Annotated in this window: 16 protein-coding genes and 2 pseudogenes; 14 read left to right on the top strand and 4 right to left on the bottom strand. The window is 58.5% G+C overall.

Annotated features, from left to right (window positions below; all coding sequences use genetic code 11):
* Positions 1-11 precede the first annotated feature (11 nt).
* The 5 genes and pseudogenes from JS578_13460 (at position 12) to istA (ending at position 4,049) form a co-directional block, all read left to right on the top strand.
* The gene (locus JS578_13460; protein ID QRX65069.1) at positions 12-281 is read left to right on the top strand and encodes a DUF2933 domain-containing protein; all 270 of its coding nucleotides are present in this window, start codon (positions 12-14) and stop codon (positions 279-281) included.
* Positions 281-934: an isoprenylcysteine carboxylmethyltransferase family protein gene (locus JS578_13455; protein ID QRX65068.1), complete on the top strand. Its 654-nt coding sequence runs from the start codon at positions 281-283 to the stop codon at positions 932-934. The genes JS578_13460 and JS578_13455 overlap by 1 nt, the downstream gene beginning before the upstream one ends.
* Positions 935-1,019: 85 nt before the next feature.
* Positions 1,020-1,724, top strand: coding sequence for a ferric reductase-like transmembrane domain-containing protein (locus JS578_13450; protein QRX65181.1), 705 nt, complete (start codon positions 1,020-1,022; stop codon positions 1,722-1,724).
* A gap of 108 nt (positions 1,725-1,832) precedes the next feature.
* The gene (locus JS578_13445) at positions 1,833-3,176 is read left to right on the top strand and encodes an APC family permease (protein QRX65067.1); all 1,344 of its coding nucleotides are present in this window, start codon (positions 1,833-1,835) and stop codon (positions 3,174-3,176) included.
* 180 nt (positions 3,177-3,356) lie between these two features.
* Positions 3,357-4,049: pseudogene (gene istA, locus JS578_13440) on the top strand (IS21 family transposase).
* Between the two features lie 114 nt (positions 4,050-4,163).
* On the opposite strand, the gene JS578_13435 reads toward istA, so the two are convergent.
* On the bottom strand, positions 4,164-5,393 hold the full coding sequence (locus JS578_13435; GenBank protein QRX65066.1) for an IS110 family transposase: 1,230 nt from the start codon (positions 5,391-5,393) through the stop codon (positions 4,164-4,166).
* 253 nt (positions 5,394-5,646) lie between these two features.
* On the opposite strand from JS578_13435, the pseudogene JS578_13430 reads away from it, so the two are divergent.
* The 7 genes and pseudogenes from JS578_13430 to JS578_13400 all read left to right on the top strand — a co-directional run bounded on the left by JS578_13430 (position 5,647) and on the right by JS578_13400 (position 13,145).
* Positions 5,647-6,453, top strand: a pseudogene (locus JS578_13430) (IS21 family transposase).
* Positions 6,450-7,208, top strand: coding sequence for an IS21-like element helper ATPase IstB (gene istB / locus JS578_13425; GenBank protein QRX65065.1), 759 nt, complete (start codon positions 6,450-6,452; stop codon positions 7,206-7,208). The pseudogene JS578_13430 and the gene istB overlap by 4 nt, the downstream one beginning before the upstream one ends.
* Positions 7,209-7,300: 92 nt before the next feature.
* Positions 7,301-7,873, top strand: a complete 573-nt coding sequence (locus JS578_13420; protein QRX65064.1) for a hypothetical protein — start codon at positions 7,301-7,303, stop codon at positions 7,871-7,873.
* Between the two features lie 64 nt (positions 7,874-7,937).
* On the top strand, positions 7,938-9,398 hold the full coding sequence (locus JS578_13415; GenBank protein ID QRX65063.1) for a multicopper oxidase domain-containing protein: 1,461 nt from the start codon (positions 7,938-7,940) through the stop codon (positions 9,396-9,398).
* A 57-nt stretch (positions 9,399-9,455) separates the two neighbouring features.
* Positions 9,456-10,316, top strand: coding sequence for an exo-alpha-sialidase (locus tag JS578_13410; GenBank protein QRX65180.1), 861 nt, complete (start codon positions 9,456-9,458; stop codon positions 10,314-10,316).
* A 334-nt stretch (positions 10,317-10,650) separates the two neighbouring features.
* Positions 10,651-12,267 (top strand): DDE-type integrase/transposase/recombinase, encoded by a 1,617-nt coding sequence (locus JS578_13405; protein ID QRX65062.1) that lies wholly within the window; start codon positions 10,651-10,653, stop codon positions 12,265-12,267.
* A complete protein-coding gene (locus JS578_13400; protein ID QRX65061.1) occupies positions 12,264-13,145 on the top strand; it encodes a TniB family NTP-binding protein in 882 nt (293 codons plus the stop codon). Before JS578_13405 ends, JS578_13400 begins: the two co-directional genes overlap by 4 nt.
* Before the next feature lie 11 nt (positions 13,146-13,156).
* Here JS578_13400 and JS578_13395 read toward each other — a convergent pair whose 3' ends face one another.
* Entirely contained in the window at positions 13,157-13,954 is a 798-nt protein-coding gene (locus JS578_13395; protein QRX65060.1) for an EamA family transporter, read from the bottom strand.
* 206 nt (positions 13,955-14,160) lie between these two features.
* On the opposite strand from JS578_13395, the gene JS578_13390 reads away from it, so the two are divergent.
* Positions 14,161-14,349, top strand: coding sequence for a hypothetical protein (locus JS578_13390; GenBank protein ID QRX65059.1), 189 nt, complete (start codon positions 14,161-14,163; stop codon positions 14,347-14,349).
* A 441-nt stretch (positions 14,350-14,790) separates the two neighbouring features.
* Here JS578_13390 and JS578_13385 read toward each other — a convergent pair whose 3' ends face one another.
* On the bottom strand, positions 14,791-15,492 hold the full coding sequence (locus JS578_13385) for an IS6 family transposase (GenBank protein ID QRX65179.1): 702 nt from the start codon (positions 15,490-15,492) through the stop codon (positions 14,791-14,793).
* Positions 15,493-15,593: 101 nt separating this feature from the next.
* Between JS578_13385 and JS578_13380 the strand changes: the two genes are divergently transcribed.
* Positions 15,594-15,926, top strand: a complete 333-nt coding sequence (locus JS578_13380; GenBank protein ID QRX65058.1) for a hypothetical protein — start codon at positions 15,594-15,596, stop codon at positions 15,924-15,926.
* Between the two features lie 316 nt (positions 15,927-16,242).
* Here JS578_13380 and JS578_13375 read toward each other — a convergent pair whose 3' ends face one another.
* The gene (locus tag JS578_13375) at positions 16,243-17,106 is read right to left on the bottom strand and encodes a universal stress protein (protein QRX65057.1); all 864 of its coding nucleotides are present in this window, start codon (positions 17,104-17,106) and stop codon (positions 16,243-16,245) included.
* Between the last annotated feature and the right edge of the window lie 58 nt (positions 17,107-17,164).

Here is a 17,164-nt window from a genome sequence, read left to right as displayed (position 1 = left end):
GAAGCCACAACGTGACCCATCAACCTGATCCATCACATGTTAATCAAAGTCAATCGGAGCATGCCCCCCGCCCGCCCTCATTCTGGCGATCACGCGCCGGCATCTATCTGATCGTTGCGCTGGCAGTTGGCGGCCTTCTCCTGGGTTACGAGCACCGGGTGCACATCCTGAGCAGCGGATTGCTGATCTGGCTGCCATTGCTGCTTTGCGTTGGAATGCACTTCTTTATGCACGGCGGTCATGGAGGCCACGGCGGGCACGGTAAGGGAGACGACCAGTAATGACCGATGCAGGTGCTTCCTATGGACTCTGGCTGCTAGTATTTATCAATTCGGCGGTGTTCATCATTTTCGCCTTCAGTTTCTTCAAGCCGCAGACAAAACGCGACTGGCGCAGTTTTGGAGCGTTCAGCGCCTTTGTCGTAGCTCTCTTCACCGAGATGTATGGGTTCCCGTTGACCATCTTCTTTCTTTCCGGCTGGCTGCAATCGACCTGGCCGGAGGTAGACTGGTTTGCCCACGACAGCGGACATCTCCCCGAAATGATGTTCGGCTGGCAATCGAACCCGCATTTCGGGCCGTTCCACCTCCTGAGCTTCGTCTTTATCGGCGGCGGCTTCTGGCTCATATCCGTGGCATGGTACCATCTGTGGAACGCGCAGCGTCAGGGGTTGCTTGCGACGACAGGCCCCTATGCCCGCATTCGCCATCCCCAGTATGTGGGGTTCGTGCTGATCATGCTGGGCTTTCTCGTGCAATGGCCGACCCTCCTGACGCTCGCGATGTTCCCGGTGCTGGTCTGGATGTACGCACGGCTTGCCCGCGGCGAGGAGGGGGACAGTCGCGCCCGTTTTGGCGAAAGCTGGGACAGGTATGCCAGCCGGGTTCCGGCTTTCATACCAAACGTCAACACTCTGCAGAATGTTGAACGCTGATTGGAAGCGAAAGCCGATCTGATGTGCTATTTGCGTGCCTAAAACATCTTTGGAAGACTGCAAACATACGGTATCTGAAACCATGATGAAAAAACCCGCCCTTCTGCGGCGCGTACTAATCATAGGAACGTCCGTGCTGACGGGATACCTGCTGCTTGCTTCGTGTGCCGAGTGGTCGGAGATGCACCGCTACAACCGAGCGCTGGGGGATCTTTCACTGCTGCTCATCGTTGCTGCAATGGCGATTGGGCCGCTCGCACGCTTGTCGTCTACGCCCTTTTTACGGAAGCTTATGCCGTACCGACGCGAGCTCGGTATTTATGCGGTTCTGGCGGCGACGGTGCATACCATCATAATACTGATCGGCTGGGTCGAGCTTGATTTTGCACGGCTGTTCGGTTTTGAGTATCACCCCCAACTGCAACGCTACGTGATGCTTCAGCACGGGTTTGCGCTGGCCAATGTGGTTGGGATCGCGGCACTGCTCTACGGCTTTGTGCTTGCCGGTACGTCGAATAATTTCAGCCAAAGGGTACTTGGCACGTCCGTGTGGAAATACATCCAGCAGGGCGCTTATGTTCTGTGGTGGCTGGCAGTGCTGCACACGGCCTATTTCTTGTTCTTTCATTTTCTTGATTTCCACCGCCAAATGCCTGAGCCAAACTGGGCGCGATGGCCGTTCGTTGCCCTTGTGGCGTCAGTTATCGCTCTGCAAGGGGCCGCCGTTGTAGTCACATGGCGTTCGCAAACTTCCCGGCGGATCTACGGCGCACCCTCGCAACGGGAGTAGTCGCGATTTCATCAGACGCCCAGGGTCGGGACTTCTGGCGGCCTGAAACCGATCGGGTGGGCATGCGCAGAGGCGTAACGACCTAAAAAGCAACCAAGGCAGATCGAAATGCAGAAACACGATAAAAACCGCGATGGGAACGACGGCTACCGTGAAGGCTCGATCAGCCTTGGCGGAGCTGTTGCCATGGGCACGGGCGTGATGATCGGTGCGGGCATCTTTGCCCTGACCGGACAAATCGCCCAGCTGGCTGGACCACTATTTCCACTCGCGTTCATCGCTGGTGCCATCGTGACCAGCTTCAGCGCTTACAGCTACATCAAGATGTCGAACGCCTGGCCCTCGGCAGGGGGCATCGCGATGATCCTTCAGAAATGCTATGGATCGGGGGCGGTCGCGGCGGGAGCGGCGCTCTTGATGGCGCTCAGCATGGTGATCGCGGAAAGCCTCGTCGCACGGACATTCGCCACTTATGTCTTGCGGCCTTTGGATATCACGGGCGGGCCACTTGTGCCCGTTCTGGCGGTTGCCGTGATCGTGTTCGCATTCTTGGTCAACATCGCAGGAAACCGCTCCGTCGGGCTATTCTCTCTAGTCATGGCGGCGATCAAGATCGGGGGCATCGCGCTGTTCGGTATCGCAGCACTCTGGTCAAGCGGGTTTCAGTTCGCCGCCGCGTCAGAAACGGCCGAGACCTTTGGAGTGACAGGCTTCATCGCGTCCGTTGCGCTGGCGATCCTTGCCTTCAAGGGCTTTACCACGATCACCAACAGCGGCGGCGAAATCACCGATCCCCACCGCAATGTGGGCCGCACTATCATGCTGTCCATCGCGATCTGCGTGGTGGTCTACCTGCTTGTGGCCTTTGGCGTGGGCGCGAGCCTGACAATCGACGAAATCATCGCCGCGCGCGACTATTCGCTGGCCCAGGCGGCTGAGCCCGCACTCGGGCAGGTCGGCTTTTACTTGACGGTCGTGTTGGCGGCCGTGGCCACAGCATCCGGCGTGCTGGCCAGCGTTTTCGCAGTGTCGCGGATGCTGACCATGCTGACGGAGATGAAAATGATCCCGCACAGCCATTTTGGCATGTCCGGGGCTGTCCAGCGGCATATGCTGGTCTATACAGTCGTTATCGCCTCGACGCTGGCCGTGCTCTTTGATTTGGGACGGATCGCATCCCTTGGTGCCTTCTTTTACCTCGTCATGGACATGATCATACATTGGGGCGTGTTCCGCTATCGTCGAACCGAAGTTGGCGCCTCCAGTATCGTGCTTTTGTCTGCGCTCTCTCTCGATGCAATTGTATTGGCAGCTTTCACCGTAATGAAGCTTCAAAGTGATCCAATGATCGTTCTGTATGCGGCTGTCGGAATGATCGCTGTCTTCGCTTTCGAGCGCGTTTACTTGTCGCGATGGTTGGCACCTCAGGCCGCGCATTCCCACGGTGAATAGCCAGCCATCATCTAGCCCTGAAGGAATGCGATGCCTTGTGCACCGATTGCGATCAATCTGAGATCGGCGGTGCAAAAGTCGGCCACGGAAGCGGCGGAATAATTCGGTCGCGGGCGGCGTAAAAACCGGCCACCTATTTTCCTTCTGCAATGAGCGCAGGAGGGACAGAGGATTTACACCGTGGATCTTTATCTGAAGGTTCGCCTGGCGGTCTCGGAAGGGATGAGCCGACGTCAGGCAGCCAAACACTTCAACATATCCCGCGACAGCGTAGCGAAGATGCTGACGTATTCGACGCCTCCTGGCTATCAGCGACAATCACCAGTCCGGCGACCGAAGCTGGACGCGTTCGTTTCGACGATCGACCACTGGTTGGCTGAAGACGCGAAGGTACCGCGCAAACAGCGCCATACGGCCAAGCGTGTGTTTGACCGGCTTCGCGACGAATGCGGGTTCACCGGCGGCTATACGATCATCAAGGATTATATCCGCGAGCGGGAACAGCGTCGCCAGGAAGTGTTCGTGCCGCTTTCTCATCCGCCCGGCCATGCGCAGGCTGATTTCGGTGAGGCGACGGTGGTGATCGGCGGTATCGAGCAGAAAGCCCGGTTCTTTGTGCTCGATCTTCCGCATAGCGACGGCTGCTACGTGCGGGCTTATCCGGCGGCGGTGGCCGAGGCCTGGGTCGATGGCCACGTCCATGCGTTCGCCTTCTTCGGGGCCGTGCCGCAGTCGATCGTTTATGACAATGACCGCTGCCTTGTGGCGAGTATCCTGCCTGACGGCACGCGCAAGCGGGCGACACTGTTCAGCGGGTTCCTGTCCCATTATCTGATCCGGGATCGCTATGGCCGACCCGGAAAGGGCAATGACACGGATGAGATCGAATAGCCCCTTCGACAGAAATTGTGGTATTTTCTTCAGGCCCACGGGCGACCACGTGGTGAACGGCCGGGCATGAGGTTCAAGCCCTGCGGCGCAGCCAGATCATCGTCGCTCCTCATTTGTGGCGTCCGTGGGTTTTGAGCGGGCCCCTCGTTGTCGCCATCCGTCGGTCATTCGCCGATATGCGCCTTCGGCCTGCTGAGCGCGGTTGCGCTCCTCCCGGCGACGTTGCGTGATGTTGTAGTCATAGCCGGCACCTTTCTGGCCGCGTCTCGGCGGATGTCCGGCGCGCAGTTCGAGGTCACGAAGTTTCTTGGCATGTAGCGAGGGGCGAACCCAGCTGTAGTCTTCACCTTTGGTCAGCAGGTGCCAGATGATTACTGCCAGCTTACGGGCAACCGCCACTGCGGCAATGTGATTGCCGCGTTTGCTCCGCACGCGCTCGTAGAAGGCACGCAACGGCCCTGGACTTCGCACGGTCTGCCAGGCCGCTTCGACAAGTAAATGGCGGGCATTTGCGCGTCCGCGTTTGGTGATCCGACCATGATGGGCGGGGCCATCACCAGATTGATGGACGCTTGGATTGAGACCGATATAGGCAACCAGCTTGTCGGGGTTGTCAAAACGCTCGATTTTGCCGATCGCCGCCATCAATCCGACAGCAACCACCATGTCGATGCCCGGGATCGTCATCAATCGTGTCACGTTCGGATCGGACAAGGCGGCGCGTGCAATGTCACGTTCCACTCCCTTCAGTGCATCGGACTGGCGGTCATATTCCTCGACGTGCCGTTCAATGGCCTCCCGCTCGTCGTCCGGTAGATACTGGGCCCGCAGCCAGATCCGCCCCTTGCCGCCGAAGAGATCGGCAAATGGGCAGGGTGGAATCAGGTTCGCGTGCAGGATCGACTGGACGATCGATTTTAGACGGGTCCGTTGCCGGACAAGTTGCGTTCGGCGCGTCACCTGACGTCGGCGAGCCAAGGCTGCCGCGTCCGGGATCCAGACCTCCGGCAGGAAGCCGGCGGCGTAGAGTTGCGCCAGGACGCGCGCGTCGATCGCGTCAGTCTTGATCTTCGCCTTGGCGATCAGATGGACCTGCAACGGATTTGCCACGGCCACCCTTGCCACGCGCGGAGCGAGAATCTCCACAACCGCGGTCGCATTGCCGGTCGCTTCCACCACGACATGATCCGACGGCAGAAGTGTTCTGGCAAAGTCTTCCAGATGCTCCCGCGTCATGCCGATCCGGCCAAGTCGCTTGGTTTCTCCATCTTCAAGGGCCACCGCTTCGGCGAAGACGCGGTGGATATCCATGCCGATGATGCGCATATCTACCTCCTTTGCTATGTCATCCCTCTTCTCAGGAACTGGCGGGCTACACGGCAACTACGGATCCGCGCTCGCAGCGCATTCGGGTAAGCCGCAGGGGCGACCATATAAAGGCTCGGGCTCGCAGCCCATGTCTTTCGCTCGGCCTGCCCGCACTCGCGTGCTCCCGACGCCCCACATCCCGAATGGTCTCACCATAGCGCCTGCCACCGAAGTGCGGCAAAGATATCGAGGCGTCAGCGTGATCATGCCAGATAAGGGCAACGTCGAGGGCCTTGTCGGTTATGCCCGGCGTAACTTCATGGTCCCCATCCCGCAGTTTGCGACCTTTGATGCGTTCAATGCCTTTCTGGAAGAACAGTGCCGCAAGCGCCAGCGCGACAGGCTGCGCGGTGAGAGCGAGACGATCGGTGAACGGCTGCAGCGTGATCTGGCTGCCATGCAGCCCTTGCCAGCGTCGCCCTTCGATGCCTGCGATCAGGCCAGTGCCAAGGTCACGGCACAGTCTCTCGTTCGCTACAAGACGAACGATTATTCCGTACCCGCCGCCTACGGTCATCAGGACGTTTGGATCCGAGGCTATGTCGATGAGGTCGTGATCGGTTGCCGCAGCGAGGTCATCGCTCGCCATCCCCGAAGCTGGGATCGGGAGGATGTCATCTTCGACCCTGTTCATTACCTGCCGCTGATCGAACAGAAGATCAATGCGCTGGATCAGGCGGCCCCTTTGCAGGGCTGGGATCTGCCGGAGGAATTCGCCACACTGTGCCGCCTGATGGAAGGCCGCATGGCAAAACATGGCAGGCGGGAATACGTGCAGGTACTTCGACTGCTGGAAAACTTCGATATGGCCGACCTGCATGCGGCGGTGAAGCAGGCCATTCATCTCGGCGCGATCGGCTTCGACGCCGTCAAACATCTGATTCTTTGCCGGGTGGAGCGCCGGCCGCCGCGACTGGATCTATCGATCTATCCCTACCTGCCGAGAGCAACCGTCGAGACGACATCGGCGAAGGCGTATATGGGCCTCCTGTCATCGGGGAAGGGAGAAGCGGCATGAGCACCGAAGCACCTGATATCCTGCTTGCCCACTACCTCAAGAGCCTGAAGCTGCCAACATTCCAACGGGAGTATCAGAAACTGGCCCGGCTTTGCGCCACCGAGGGCGTCGATCATATCGGATACCTTACCCGGCTTGCCGAACGTGAGATGATCGAACGGGATCGTCGCAAGGTCGAGCGGCGTATCAAGGCAGCCAAATTCCCGGTCGTCAAAAGTCTCGACAGTTTCGATTTTGCCGCCATCCCGAAGCTCAACAAGATGCAGGTTCTGGAACTTGCCCGCTGCGAATGGATCGAGCGTCGCGAGAACGTCATCGCTCTCGGCCCCAGTGGAACCGGCAAGACGCACATAGCGCTCGCCCTGGGCCTTGCCGCCTGCCAGAAGGGCCTGTCCGTTTGCTTCACCACAGCCGCTGCCCTGGTCAGTGAGATGATGGAAGCCCGTGACGAGCGGCGTCTCTTACGTTTCCAAAAGCAGATGGCAGGATGCAAGCTGCTGATCATCGACGAACTCGGCTTCGTGCCGCTCTCCAAGACCGGCGCAGAACTGCTGTTCGAGCTGATCTCGCAACGCTATGAACGGGGCGCCACCCTGTTCACCAGCAATCTGCCCTTTGACGAATGGACCGAAATTCTGGGTTCGGAGCGACTGACCGGCGCTCTGCTCGACCGTGTCACCCATCACGTCAACATTCTCGAAATGAACGGCGACAGCTATCGTCTCGCCCAAAGCCGCGCCCGAAAGGCCGGCTGAAACCCTTCAGAAAATCGCAACGCCGGTATGAGGCCCCCGCTCGGGCTACGCCCTCCCGCGGGCCTCATACCGGCGTCCAAAGTGGCCGACTTTTGCTCCGCCCCGTGGCCGGTTTTTACGCCGCCGTTGACAAGGGAACAGGTTCGATCGTACAAGGCCCGTCGTGTCGGCGCCGGCGAAACGAAGCGACCACGGCGCCAGAGAGCAATAGCCATGACCCCGGTGCAATGTGTCGCGCCGGGGTCGACCATGATCGTCTTGATGGCGTTTCCGCCCGGGATTACTATTCGACTATGTTCGTGCTCGCTTCGTACATCATGCGGATTGTTGCTGTTGTCACAGTGGTTCTGTCGATGACAGCCATGTCGTGGGCACAGATGTCCGGCGATGGCAGTCTCGTGCAGCACCATAAGGCGCATCAGGTCAGCGCGGATGCTACGGTTTCGATGACCGGGCACGGACCCGAGAACAAGAAGACCGGGCTGCACCACAACACGCTTTGCGCAACCGCGTGCGCCCTTGCTGGAACATTTCCAACGGCCTTGGACTTTAACTACCCACTTAGCTTAGAGCTGAAGTCTACGCCATTTAACGATATAGGCCGGCCGGCCTTCGGCCCCGAGCCGGGCCGCCGCCCTCCAAAATCCAACCCGATCCTCGCCTGAAGCTCCGCCTTGTTGGGCGGAAATGTACAGTCGCGCCTTCGCGCGCAAAGATCGGATAATTGGAATGACTATCACCTTGAACCGCCGTGGCTTTCTCACGGCGACAGCCGCACTTGCGGCATCCACTGCTTTCCCTTTTGCAAGTCAGGGCCAAGAACCTGTCCGCCGACTCGTCGCCTCCACTCGCACGATCGAGGTCAATGGAAAGACCGCCTCCGTCTATGGCATTTCCGGCCCAGATGGGCGGCAGGGGCTTACCCTCGATCCCGGCGAACGTTTCGCACTCACCCTCGAAAACAGCCTGGACGTCGAGACTATAATTCACTGGCATGGACAGCTTCCCCCCAACGCGCAGGACGGGGTCCCCGACATGCCGATGCCCAAACTCGCTAGTGGCGAAATCCGGTCCTATGATTTCGAACCTCTGGCAGGAACCCATTGGATGCACAGCCACGTGCCGATCCAGGAGATGAACCTGCTTGCCGCCCCTCTCATCGTCCGCAGCGTAGAGGACGTAGCTGAGGATCGGCAGGAGGTTGTTATGTTCCTTCACGATTTTTCCTTCAAGAACCCTGAAACGATCCTCGAAGAGATTACCAGCGGAACCGGGCATGGGGATATGAGCCACGGTTCATCGATGCCGATGGATCATGGCGGCATGGATATGGAGCGAATGGACATGAGCGACATGGAGAGCATGTCCACGATGGCCATGGACCTCAACGATTTCGATTTCGACGCGTACCTCGTCAATGATCGGACCCTGGACGATCCCGAACTCGTGCATGTCGAACGCCGAGGACGGGTTAAGCTGCGCATCATTAACGGGTCTTCGGCGACGTCCTTCTGGATCGATACCGGAGTTGATGGGCGCCTAGTAGCAGTCGATGGCCACAAGGTCGCTCCCATCACCGGACGTCGGTTCGGCCTTGCTATGGGACAGCGTCTCGACATCGACCTTGATCTGCCCACAGAGTCCCGGGCGTTCCCCATTCTGGCGCTGCGCGAAGGTGAGCGGGAACGCACCGGTCTGATCCTCGCACCGCGAGGAGCAGCAGTCCCGACGATGTCAGGAATGAGCGATACTGCTGCCCCGGCGTTCGACGTCGATTTCTCGCAAGAGGCAGCTTTACAGGCTCTCGACCCTCTGCCCGAACGGACGGTTTCCAATAGTCGGATGGTGATGCTGGAAGGGACCATGTCCCCCTATGTCTGGACCATCGACGGTCGCGGCTGGGGCGAACATGAACCGATCGTCGCCAAAAGCGGTGAGCGTGTCGAACTCACTTTCCACAACATGTCGATGATGGGCCACCCGATGCACCTGCATGGCCACGCCTTTCAAGTCGTGGGTCACGGATCGCGTCGTTTTTGGGGCGCGGTGCGCGACACAGTTTACGTGCCGCCGATGGCGAGCGTGACAATCGCCATTGATGCGGGCGAAGCGGCAAGGTGGATGCTCCATTGTCACCATATGCCTCACCTCTCAACGGGCATGATGACCGAATTCCGCGTCGAGACTTGAGCCGAAACCAGCCGGCCTCGAACAACGGGGTCGGCACTGACATTTGAGGAGATGACCATGTCATTTTTCAAGACTGCTTCGGTCGCATTGGTCGCCGCGTTGCTGGTTTCGCCACACATCGCACTGAGCCAGGAAGCCCGCCCGCTGAGCGAAGTCCTTAAGCAGACCCACGTTCACGGCCTGGCACCTGAGCTGAATTCGAGCCGTATCCTGATGGCGACGCACCACGGCTTATGGGCTGTCAATCTCGATCAGGAGACAGCACATCTGCTGGGAGACAGCCGCGACGACTTCATGGGCTTCTCGCACCACCCTGCCGATGCTGGAAGGTTTTGGGCAAGTGGCCATCCGATTACAGGTGGCAATCTCGGTGTGATCATGAGTACGGATGGTGGTGAGAACTGGACGAAAGTTGCCGAGGGTGTCGGCGGCCCCGTCGACTTCCACCAAATGACCGTTAGCCAAGCTGATCCAGACGTACTTTACGGCGTTCACCACGGCGCAAGCCTTCAGAAGAGCGACGACGGTGGGCGCAGCTGGGACGAAGTCGGGCTTCTGCCCGACGGCATTATCGATCTAGCTGCCTCCGCGATCGCGCCAAACGCTCTATTCGCGGCCACCAACACGGGACTTTTCAAGAGTGAAGATGCAGGCCGGACGTGGATTAGGAGCTATGAGAGCAGCGCCCCGGTTTCTTCGATTCACGTAGACGAGACCGGTGTCGTCGCCTTCATCCTTGGCGTCGGGATAGTCACGGCGAGCGAGAACGACCTCGCCTTTTCTGTTGTCGCCGATGGCTTTGGCGACACTTACCTGTTGCATCTGACGTCCATCGAGGAAGGGTTCGTGGCCGTGACGGATCAAAACGCCCTTGTCGTCCTGTCACCCGAAGGCGAACCGGTAAAATCGATTTTGTGACGAAGAGCATTGGGGGCGCATTGGCGCCCCCAAGGCAGGGGTCCTACCATCGAAGTTCGATCTGTCCGAACTCATCAGCGAATCGAATTCGAACCTCCCAGATCCCAGCCATGGGAAGAATGGCACTCGCTTGGTAAGCTCCTGGCCCGGCAGACAGGATCTCGACCGGGACATGTCGATTTGCCTTTGAAACCGGGACTCGCGCCTTGAGCGTTTTCAAGGATTTGCGTGAGACTGAAGTGTAACGCCTTTCACTTCAAACGAGACTCCAGGGGGCTTTTGTTACACTCAAATTGGGATTGATCGACCGGTCGATCGACCGTAATGTCGGTGTATGATTTCACCCCTCGAAGACCCCAAAATCGGCCAGGACACTGGGGACGACGGTCCACAAGAATTCCTGCGAGATCTTTTGCGCCGTAGCGGTGGAACGGTAAATGCTGAGGTGGTCGCAGAGGCACGTGAAGAATATGGTATTCCGCGCTCGACGTTATTTCGGCTCGTTGCGCGGTTTAGAAAAACGCAGCGCACCTCAAGCCTCAAACCCAAAAAACGCGGGACGCAGGAAGGCGTGACCCGTCTGGACCCGAGAACGGAGCGGGTTATTGCCGAACAAGTGGATGACTTATGGCTCAAGAAGGAAAGGCCGAGCTTTGCTGCACTATTACGACGAATCCGGGAAGTCTGCCTTGCAGAGGGCCTGTCTGCTCCGGCCCGTAGAACAGTGCAACGGAGAGTTTCGGAACTGATCCCGATTTCCGCGGCCCGCAAGCGCGGGGAACGAGAGATCGAAGCTGCATCAACGCCAAGTCCTGGCCAGTTATCTGTTGCCAAGCCGAACGCTCTTTGGCAGATCGACCACACAATCGTCGATGTCATCGTTGTCGATGAACAGTATCGTCAGCCCATCGGACGGCCAGTGCTGACAATTGCTATTGATGTTTGCACCAGAATGGTCGCCGGTTTCCATTTGTCATTGGAAGCCCCGTCCAGAACGTCTGTTGGCCTTTGCCTCCTGCACGCGGTTTACGACAAAACGGCATGGCTGGACGAGAGGGGCATTGATATTCCCTGGCCCGTCGCCGGACTACCCACGGTTCTCCATTGCGACAATGGCGCCGAATTCAGATCGCGCGCGCTCGCCGACGCTTGCAAGGAATATGGCATCAAACTGCAGTTTAGACCGCCAGCGACACCGCGCTTCGGTGGACACATCGAGCGGCTGATCGGAACGATGATGGGAGCTGTTCATCTGCTGCCAGGGACAACGTTCAGCAATGTGAAAATCAGGGGTGATTACGATTCCGAGGACCGTGCGACCTTTACATTACGCGAACTGGAAAAGTGGATCGCACTGGAAATCGTTGGGAAATACCATCAACGTATTCACGCCTCACTGTTGCGCCCTCCCCTGGCCCTATGGCGCGAACGGCAAGGTGAAGTCGATTTCGACTTGCCGCCGGACCGAATGGCGTTCTGGACCAGCTTCCTGCCAGGCGACCGGAGGCGCCTGCTGAAGGACGGCATTCACCTGGAGAAGATTCGCTACTGGTCGGACGCCCTATCACGGGATGTCGGCCGGGGTGCAGAGCTTGAGATCAAATATGATCCACGAGACCTTTCCCGGATATTCGTTCGCCAGTCGGACGGCCGGTTTGTAGAGGCGCGGTATCGAAATCTCGCCTATCCGCCGGTCTCATGGTGGGAATGGAAACACGCCAAGAAAAGGCTGCGAGACCAGGGACGGCGTGAGTTACAGGAAGACGTTATTTTTGCAGCGATCGCAAAACAGCGACAGATTGAGGACATTGCCGCATCCTCAAGCGCTAAAGCGCGCCGGAGTACCGCGCGAAGACCTGTTAAACAGGACCAAAAGGAAAGCGGCCATGTCACGACCATAGATATGACCAAACCAACTGCTTCAGGCGACGACACGGAATTTTGGGATTGATGATTGAATTCACGCATTTAGCGCCCGGCGCCGCAGCACTTGCCAACGCACCAAACGAAACACGGATTCGTGCCATTCGATCTGATCGTTGGGTCGGTTTTGATCGCGCCCGTCGTGTGTTGCGGCATCTTGATGGACTTTGCGACCATCCACCATCAACGCGTCCGCCGGGGCTTGCAATTTATGGCCATAGCGGCATGGGCAAAACTATGCTGGTGGAAAAGTTCAAACGTGATCACCCACCAGTTATTAATCACAGCACCGGTGTTGAGAGTATGCCAGTGCTGGCAATCACACTGACGTCACGACCTACGGAACGCCGAATATATGGGCAATTGCTGATGGCCATGGGAGCGAGCATCAACGAACGCCTGACGCTCATGGAACTTGAGATAAGGACCGTTCTCCTCCTGAAAAGCAATAACGTTCGCGTTCTGGTATTCGATGAGGTTCACAACCTGCTTGCGGGAACCCCGAGAGAACAGCGTGTGATCCTCCAACTGTTGCGATATCTCAGTAACGAGACCAAAGCCTCGCTCGTCTGCCTTGGTGTGTCCGAAGCCCGCGACGCGATTGCCGGCGACACTCAACTGGCACGGCGCCTGGATCAGTTTGTGCTGCCTAGATGGAATGCAAATGAGGAGTTTCAGGAACTGGTCACCGCAATTCTGCGCAGTCTACCGCTCCAACTTCCGTCCGCCTTATCGAGCCAAAGTCTGCGACACCTCTCCCGTCTCGGCGACGGCATAACGGCACGTGTGTTTGGGATACTCAACGAACTCGCAATTGAAGCCATTCAGGATGGCACAGAGCGGATCACCGATGAAAACATTGAATCCTGGAAGCCTTCCTTGGAAAAAGAAGCGGCATTCGCCTAGCCGACAAAACGTTACACTTCAATTGAGACTTTTCGGGCTTGAGTCTCAATTGAAGTGTAACGTTTTGGTATAAACTGACCGAGTCTCAGTTTGGAGTGCAAATCGATAGCCGCTGCCAGAACGCCAGCCCCGGCGAGACTCAACGCAATCTGCGGGTTTAGGCGGCTGAGCATCTTATGTAGATCCGAGGTCATCAGCATGAGCAACACCAGCGTGATGCAAGCATAAGCAGCGGACCCGAGTTGGAACGTCAGTGCGGAGGCAGTTCGCGTCGCCCTACGTGTGATGATCATGTTCAGCGCATAAGCGACTGCGGCAGCGACTGGCAGAAAAACTGTTAGACCAAAGGTTGCAAAATTTGGTCGCAGGATCAGAAGAACACCTAACATCCCGATTCCGATCGCAGCATAGCGATGCGGTCCGGGTTTTTCTCCGAGCAGAAATCCTGCGAGAAGTGTTAAGAGCAACGGCTCAACGAAAAAAATTGCGATAGCCGTCGCAATGGGCATGGTTTTGAAGGCTGTAATCAGGCTCAGGCTGATAACCGAAACACATTGGCCTGAGAGAAACGACCATATCGAGAAAGGACGCCCTGAGAGGCGATGACGCATCAGCATAAAAGCCCCAGCTAGAAAGCCAGCCTGCACAAGGGCTCGGACCGCCGCAATCTGTGACGGTGGCAGAGCGCTCGTCAGGGATTTTGTGATGGCATCCCCTGCCGGTAGAAGAAGCATTGCAAGTGACATGGTGATCATGCCGAGCAGAGGGGGGTAGGACTGGCGCAGCGGCGCCTGAACGATAACAGACATCTCGAACTCCTTCGCCGTAGCTTTGCTACGGCTCAAGATCCGGGCGTGCAGGACTGAATGATGAAAGTGCTTCGCGACGCCATCGCAAGCAGACAGTCTGCCTAAGGGAGATAAGAGGCCACTGTCAACGGCGTGAGCGGCATATCTTATCTTCTGGTTGACACGACGCGGCCTCTGGCCATGTCTGAACGGGGCGGTTGTTGTTCATGACCGACCTCTTCCCTGTTGGACTGGCCGGCGACCCGGATGTCGCCGGCCTTTTTCTAAATCAAACTGCTGCCCTTGCTGCGGCCTTTGCGCCATTCCTTCCAGAATGCGCTGACCAGTACAAAGAGGACGCCTGCGACGATGAGGGGCTGAGCTACTCCCCATCTCTTGGACAGGATCTGGCGTAAATTAAGCTACTCGTTGCACCTGCTGATCGGGTTGGTTGATATCATTTCTCTGCCAGTAGACCAGCGCCGGGGGCTGGCCGCCCAAGGCTGAATGCGGGCGCTGGCCGGGTTCTCCGTGGGGCGGTGGCGAGGTTGCCCGCTACATGCCCCCCACACGGTGGCCGCAACGTCGCGGAGGCAGGGTCCTGACCCGTCAAAGGCTAAGATTGAAACCGGACCACACAAAAGGGCATGCCAATGTGAATCCCCGACAGGCTTCGTGAAACAAGGCCATTTCGAGACGCCTCCCGCTTAAAGGCACTCAGCCGAGAACCGCATGATGGATGGGGCTGCGCCCTTACTTGCGGCTGCTAGGTCAATGCTCCTGGGGGATGTCTCCGTCTGGCACCGTAAACTTAACACCCGATAGGCTCTGGTTTGCCCGGTTGCTCGACTTGTCGACTAAATCCGAGCGATTTCCGCCCATATGCTCATGGCTGAGGCGCGCAGTTCGCGATGGTGGCTGGTGGAAATGTCGTGGCGAGGGATGTGGAAGAGGTTGGCGATCGGATCGTGAATGGAAACGAAGCGTTGGAGATGTCGCTTTGACTTGAAGCGCTTCATGATCCGCTCTCGCCGTCGGACTGGCTGGTGGGAATTCTCCGCCCGATTGTTCAGGCCCTTATGCGAGCGGTGCTCGACGCCGTGCATGATTTTCTGCTTTGCGGCTGCATAGGAGCGAAGCTTGTCGGTGATCATCACGCGCGGCGATCGTCCCTGGCCTTTCAAAAGCTTGCGCATCAGGCGCTTGGCCGCCTTGGTGTCGCGGCGGCTTTGCACCAGGACCTCCAGGACGAAACCGTCCTGATCCACGGCGCGCCATAGCCAATGCTTCTTGCCCCGGATCGAGATAACGGCCTCATCTAGGTGCCACTTATCACCAAGCCGCCCGGATGACCGGCGACGGATCTCGTTGGCGAAGGTCCGGCCAAACTTCTCCGCCCACAGTCTGTCGGTCTGATGCGAGACAATGATGCCACGCGCCGCCAACAAATCCTCTACCATCCGCAGGCTCAGGGGAAAGCGGAAATAGAGCCACACCGCATGGGCGATGATTTCGGGTGGAAAACGATGGCGGCGGTAAAGAGGATCTCGGTCAGTCATGGCCGAGCATCCCACATTCAGGTCCAAGCTTCGTTAAGTTGACGATGCCCTCCTGAGCCTTCGGCGTGGCATCCGACGTTCTACTGTGATAGGAATGTGACATGAACAACACGAGGTTTTTGGGCGGGCTCGTAGAGCGACTGCAGAGAATGGGGATCAGCGCGGACACGCTGCGTGCCACCGGCGCGCTGCTTTGGCGTAGCGTTCTGCTTGGAACCGCACTCTATCTGCTTCTCGGCAAGGATCCTGAAGCCAACCTCAAGCTCAACGGCGTATCCTACATTGTTGCCCTCGTCTGGTCCTACTATGATGGCATGTTCGCCAGACGGGTTTGGTCGATGGCGTTCGTGGAGGCGATCTTCCTGCATCTGCTGGGGATCCAGGTCGGTAACCTGCTCGCGGCGATCTTTGGCAATCCGCTACTCGGCACATGACAGGCGGCGGCGGAAGACAGTTCCACGCGCCTCACCGCTCGTTGACCCGCATCAGGACGCTGCACGAACGGTCGCGCGGTGAAGGCGGCGCATCGCGGCATGAGAAGTGGTCCCTTGTGGAGGTGGACGGGGAACGTAGGGTTCTCTTCGAGGCTCACAGCCCCGATAAAGGCGGCGTTTCGCCGCCCCTCGAACAACGCCTCATGACCTTGCAGGAGGCGCTCCGCGGACCGCGGACGGTCGCACGGCAAATCTGGTTGGCACTCGAAGACTGACCCACGACCCGCACTCGGCGTCGCAAGAGTTGACGCGTGCCTCATTCCCCGCGTTGCGGGGGAATGGCTAGGACGTCGATCTGTGCCGTCCTGAGCACCTGCTCCGTTACGCTGCCGATGAGCATCTTGGCCAGTCCGCTTCGGCCATGCGTCGACATCACGATCAGGTCCGCCTGCTCTTCTCCGGCCGCTTTCAGGATTTCGTGCGGCGCTGGCGTCGCCTCGTAGCGCACGATCTGTCTCGGATGGCCCAGACCTGCCGAGGAGAGGAAGCGAACAAGATTGAGGGAAGCATCGCGCTGTTCTTCCTCGAGGTAGTGCTTCTGATCGTCCTTCGGAATCGAATGACTGAAGACAAGACGGAGCGCAGGAGCATCAAAGATATGGAGCAACGACGTCCGGGATTGGTCGGCAAGCCCCAGCTCTTGGAATCGCAGCAACGCGTCGCGGGAGCTGTCGGACAGGTCGGTTGTCTGCAGCACATGGCGATAATGTCCGACGGGCGTGGCATTCACGATCAGGACCGGGCAATCCACCGACCGGATCGTCCTCTCCGCCGTTGTGCCGACGAACACGTCCCTGAGCACCTGGCGTCGATGCGGGCCGATGACGAGAAGGTCGGGCGTCACGTCCTTCACGGCTTGGGCGATGCCGACAAATGGGGACGCGAGTATGACCCGCGTCTCGGTGGTCACACCGTCCACGTCGCTCAGTGTGGCGGCCATCTGGCGAAGAAGCGTCGTGGCCTCGTCGCGCTCAGCGTCCACGATCCGGCGCGGCTGATCGTCGTCGACCACATGAACGAGCAGGATGGCGGATTCGAATTGACGGGCCAGGAGGGTGGCACGCCGCAGCGCCCGATCCGACCGTTCCGAAAAGTCCGTCGCCACCATGATTGTCTTCATCGTTTCCGGTCCCGGGCCGTGGCCTCTCATTTGCGAGCGACACGCTGCGACGCATCAA

It is taken from the genome of Dysgonomonadaceae bacterium zrk40, assembly GCA_016916535.1.
Classification (GTDB): domain Bacteria; phylum Bacteroidota; class Bacteroidia; order Bacteroidales; family Dysgonomonadaceae; genus Proteiniphilum.
The sequence above is the reverse complement of the archived record's forward strand: the minus strand, read 5'-3'. Positions and strand labels throughout refer to the sequence as shown.

Bases quoted from the DNA above. Each gene is read 5' to 3' on its own strand.
- JS578_13455 (QRX65068.1), top strand. From the start codon at position 281: ATGACCGATGCAGGTGCTTCCTATGGACTCTGGCTGCTAGTATTTATC.
- istB (QRX65065.1), top strand. From the start codon at position 6,450: ATGAGCACCGAAGCACCTGATATCCTGCTTGCCCACTACCTCAAGAGC.
- JS578_13410 (QRX65180.1), top strand. From the start codon at position 9,456: ATGTCATTTTTCAAGACTGCTTCGGTCGCATTGGTCGCCGCGTTGCTG.
- JS578_13405 (QRX65062.1), top strand. From the start codon at position 10,651: ATGATTTCACCCCTCGAAGACCCCAAAATCGGCCAGGACACTGGGGAC.
- JS578_13450 (QRX65181.1), top strand. From the start codon at position 1,020: ATGAAAAAACCCGCCCTTCTGCGGCGCGTACTAATCATAGGAACGTCC.
- JS578_13375 (QRX65057.1), bottom strand. From the start codon at position 17,106: ATGAAGACAATCATGGTGGCGACGGACTTTTCGGAACGGTCGGATCGG.
- JS578_13445 (QRX65067.1), top strand. From the start codon at position 1,833: ATGCAGAAACACGATAAAAACCGCGATGGGAACGACGGCTACCGTGAA.
- JS578_13380 (QRX65058.1), top strand. From the start codon at position 15,594: ATGAACAACACGAGGTTTTTGGGCGGGCTCGTAGAGCGACTGCAGAGA.
- JS578_13415 (QRX65063.1), top strand. From the start codon at position 7,938: ATGACTATCACCTTGAACCGCCGTGGCTTTCTCACGGCGACAGCCGCA.
- JS578_13435 (QRX65066.1), bottom strand. From the start codon at position 5,393: ATGCGCATCATCGGCATGGATATCCACCGCGTCTTCGCCGAAGCGGTG.
- JS578_13390 (QRX65059.1), top strand. From the start codon at position 14,161: ATGACCGACCTCTTCCCTGTTGGACTGGCCGGCGACCCGGATGTCGCC.
- JS578_13385 (QRX65179.1), bottom strand. From the start codon at position 15,492: ATGACTGACCGAGATCCTCTTTACCGCCGCCATCGTTTTCCACCCGAA.
- JS578_13395 (QRX65060.1), bottom strand. From the start codon at position 13,954: ATGTCTGTTATCGTTCAGGCGCCGCTGCGCCAGTCCTACCCCCCTCTG.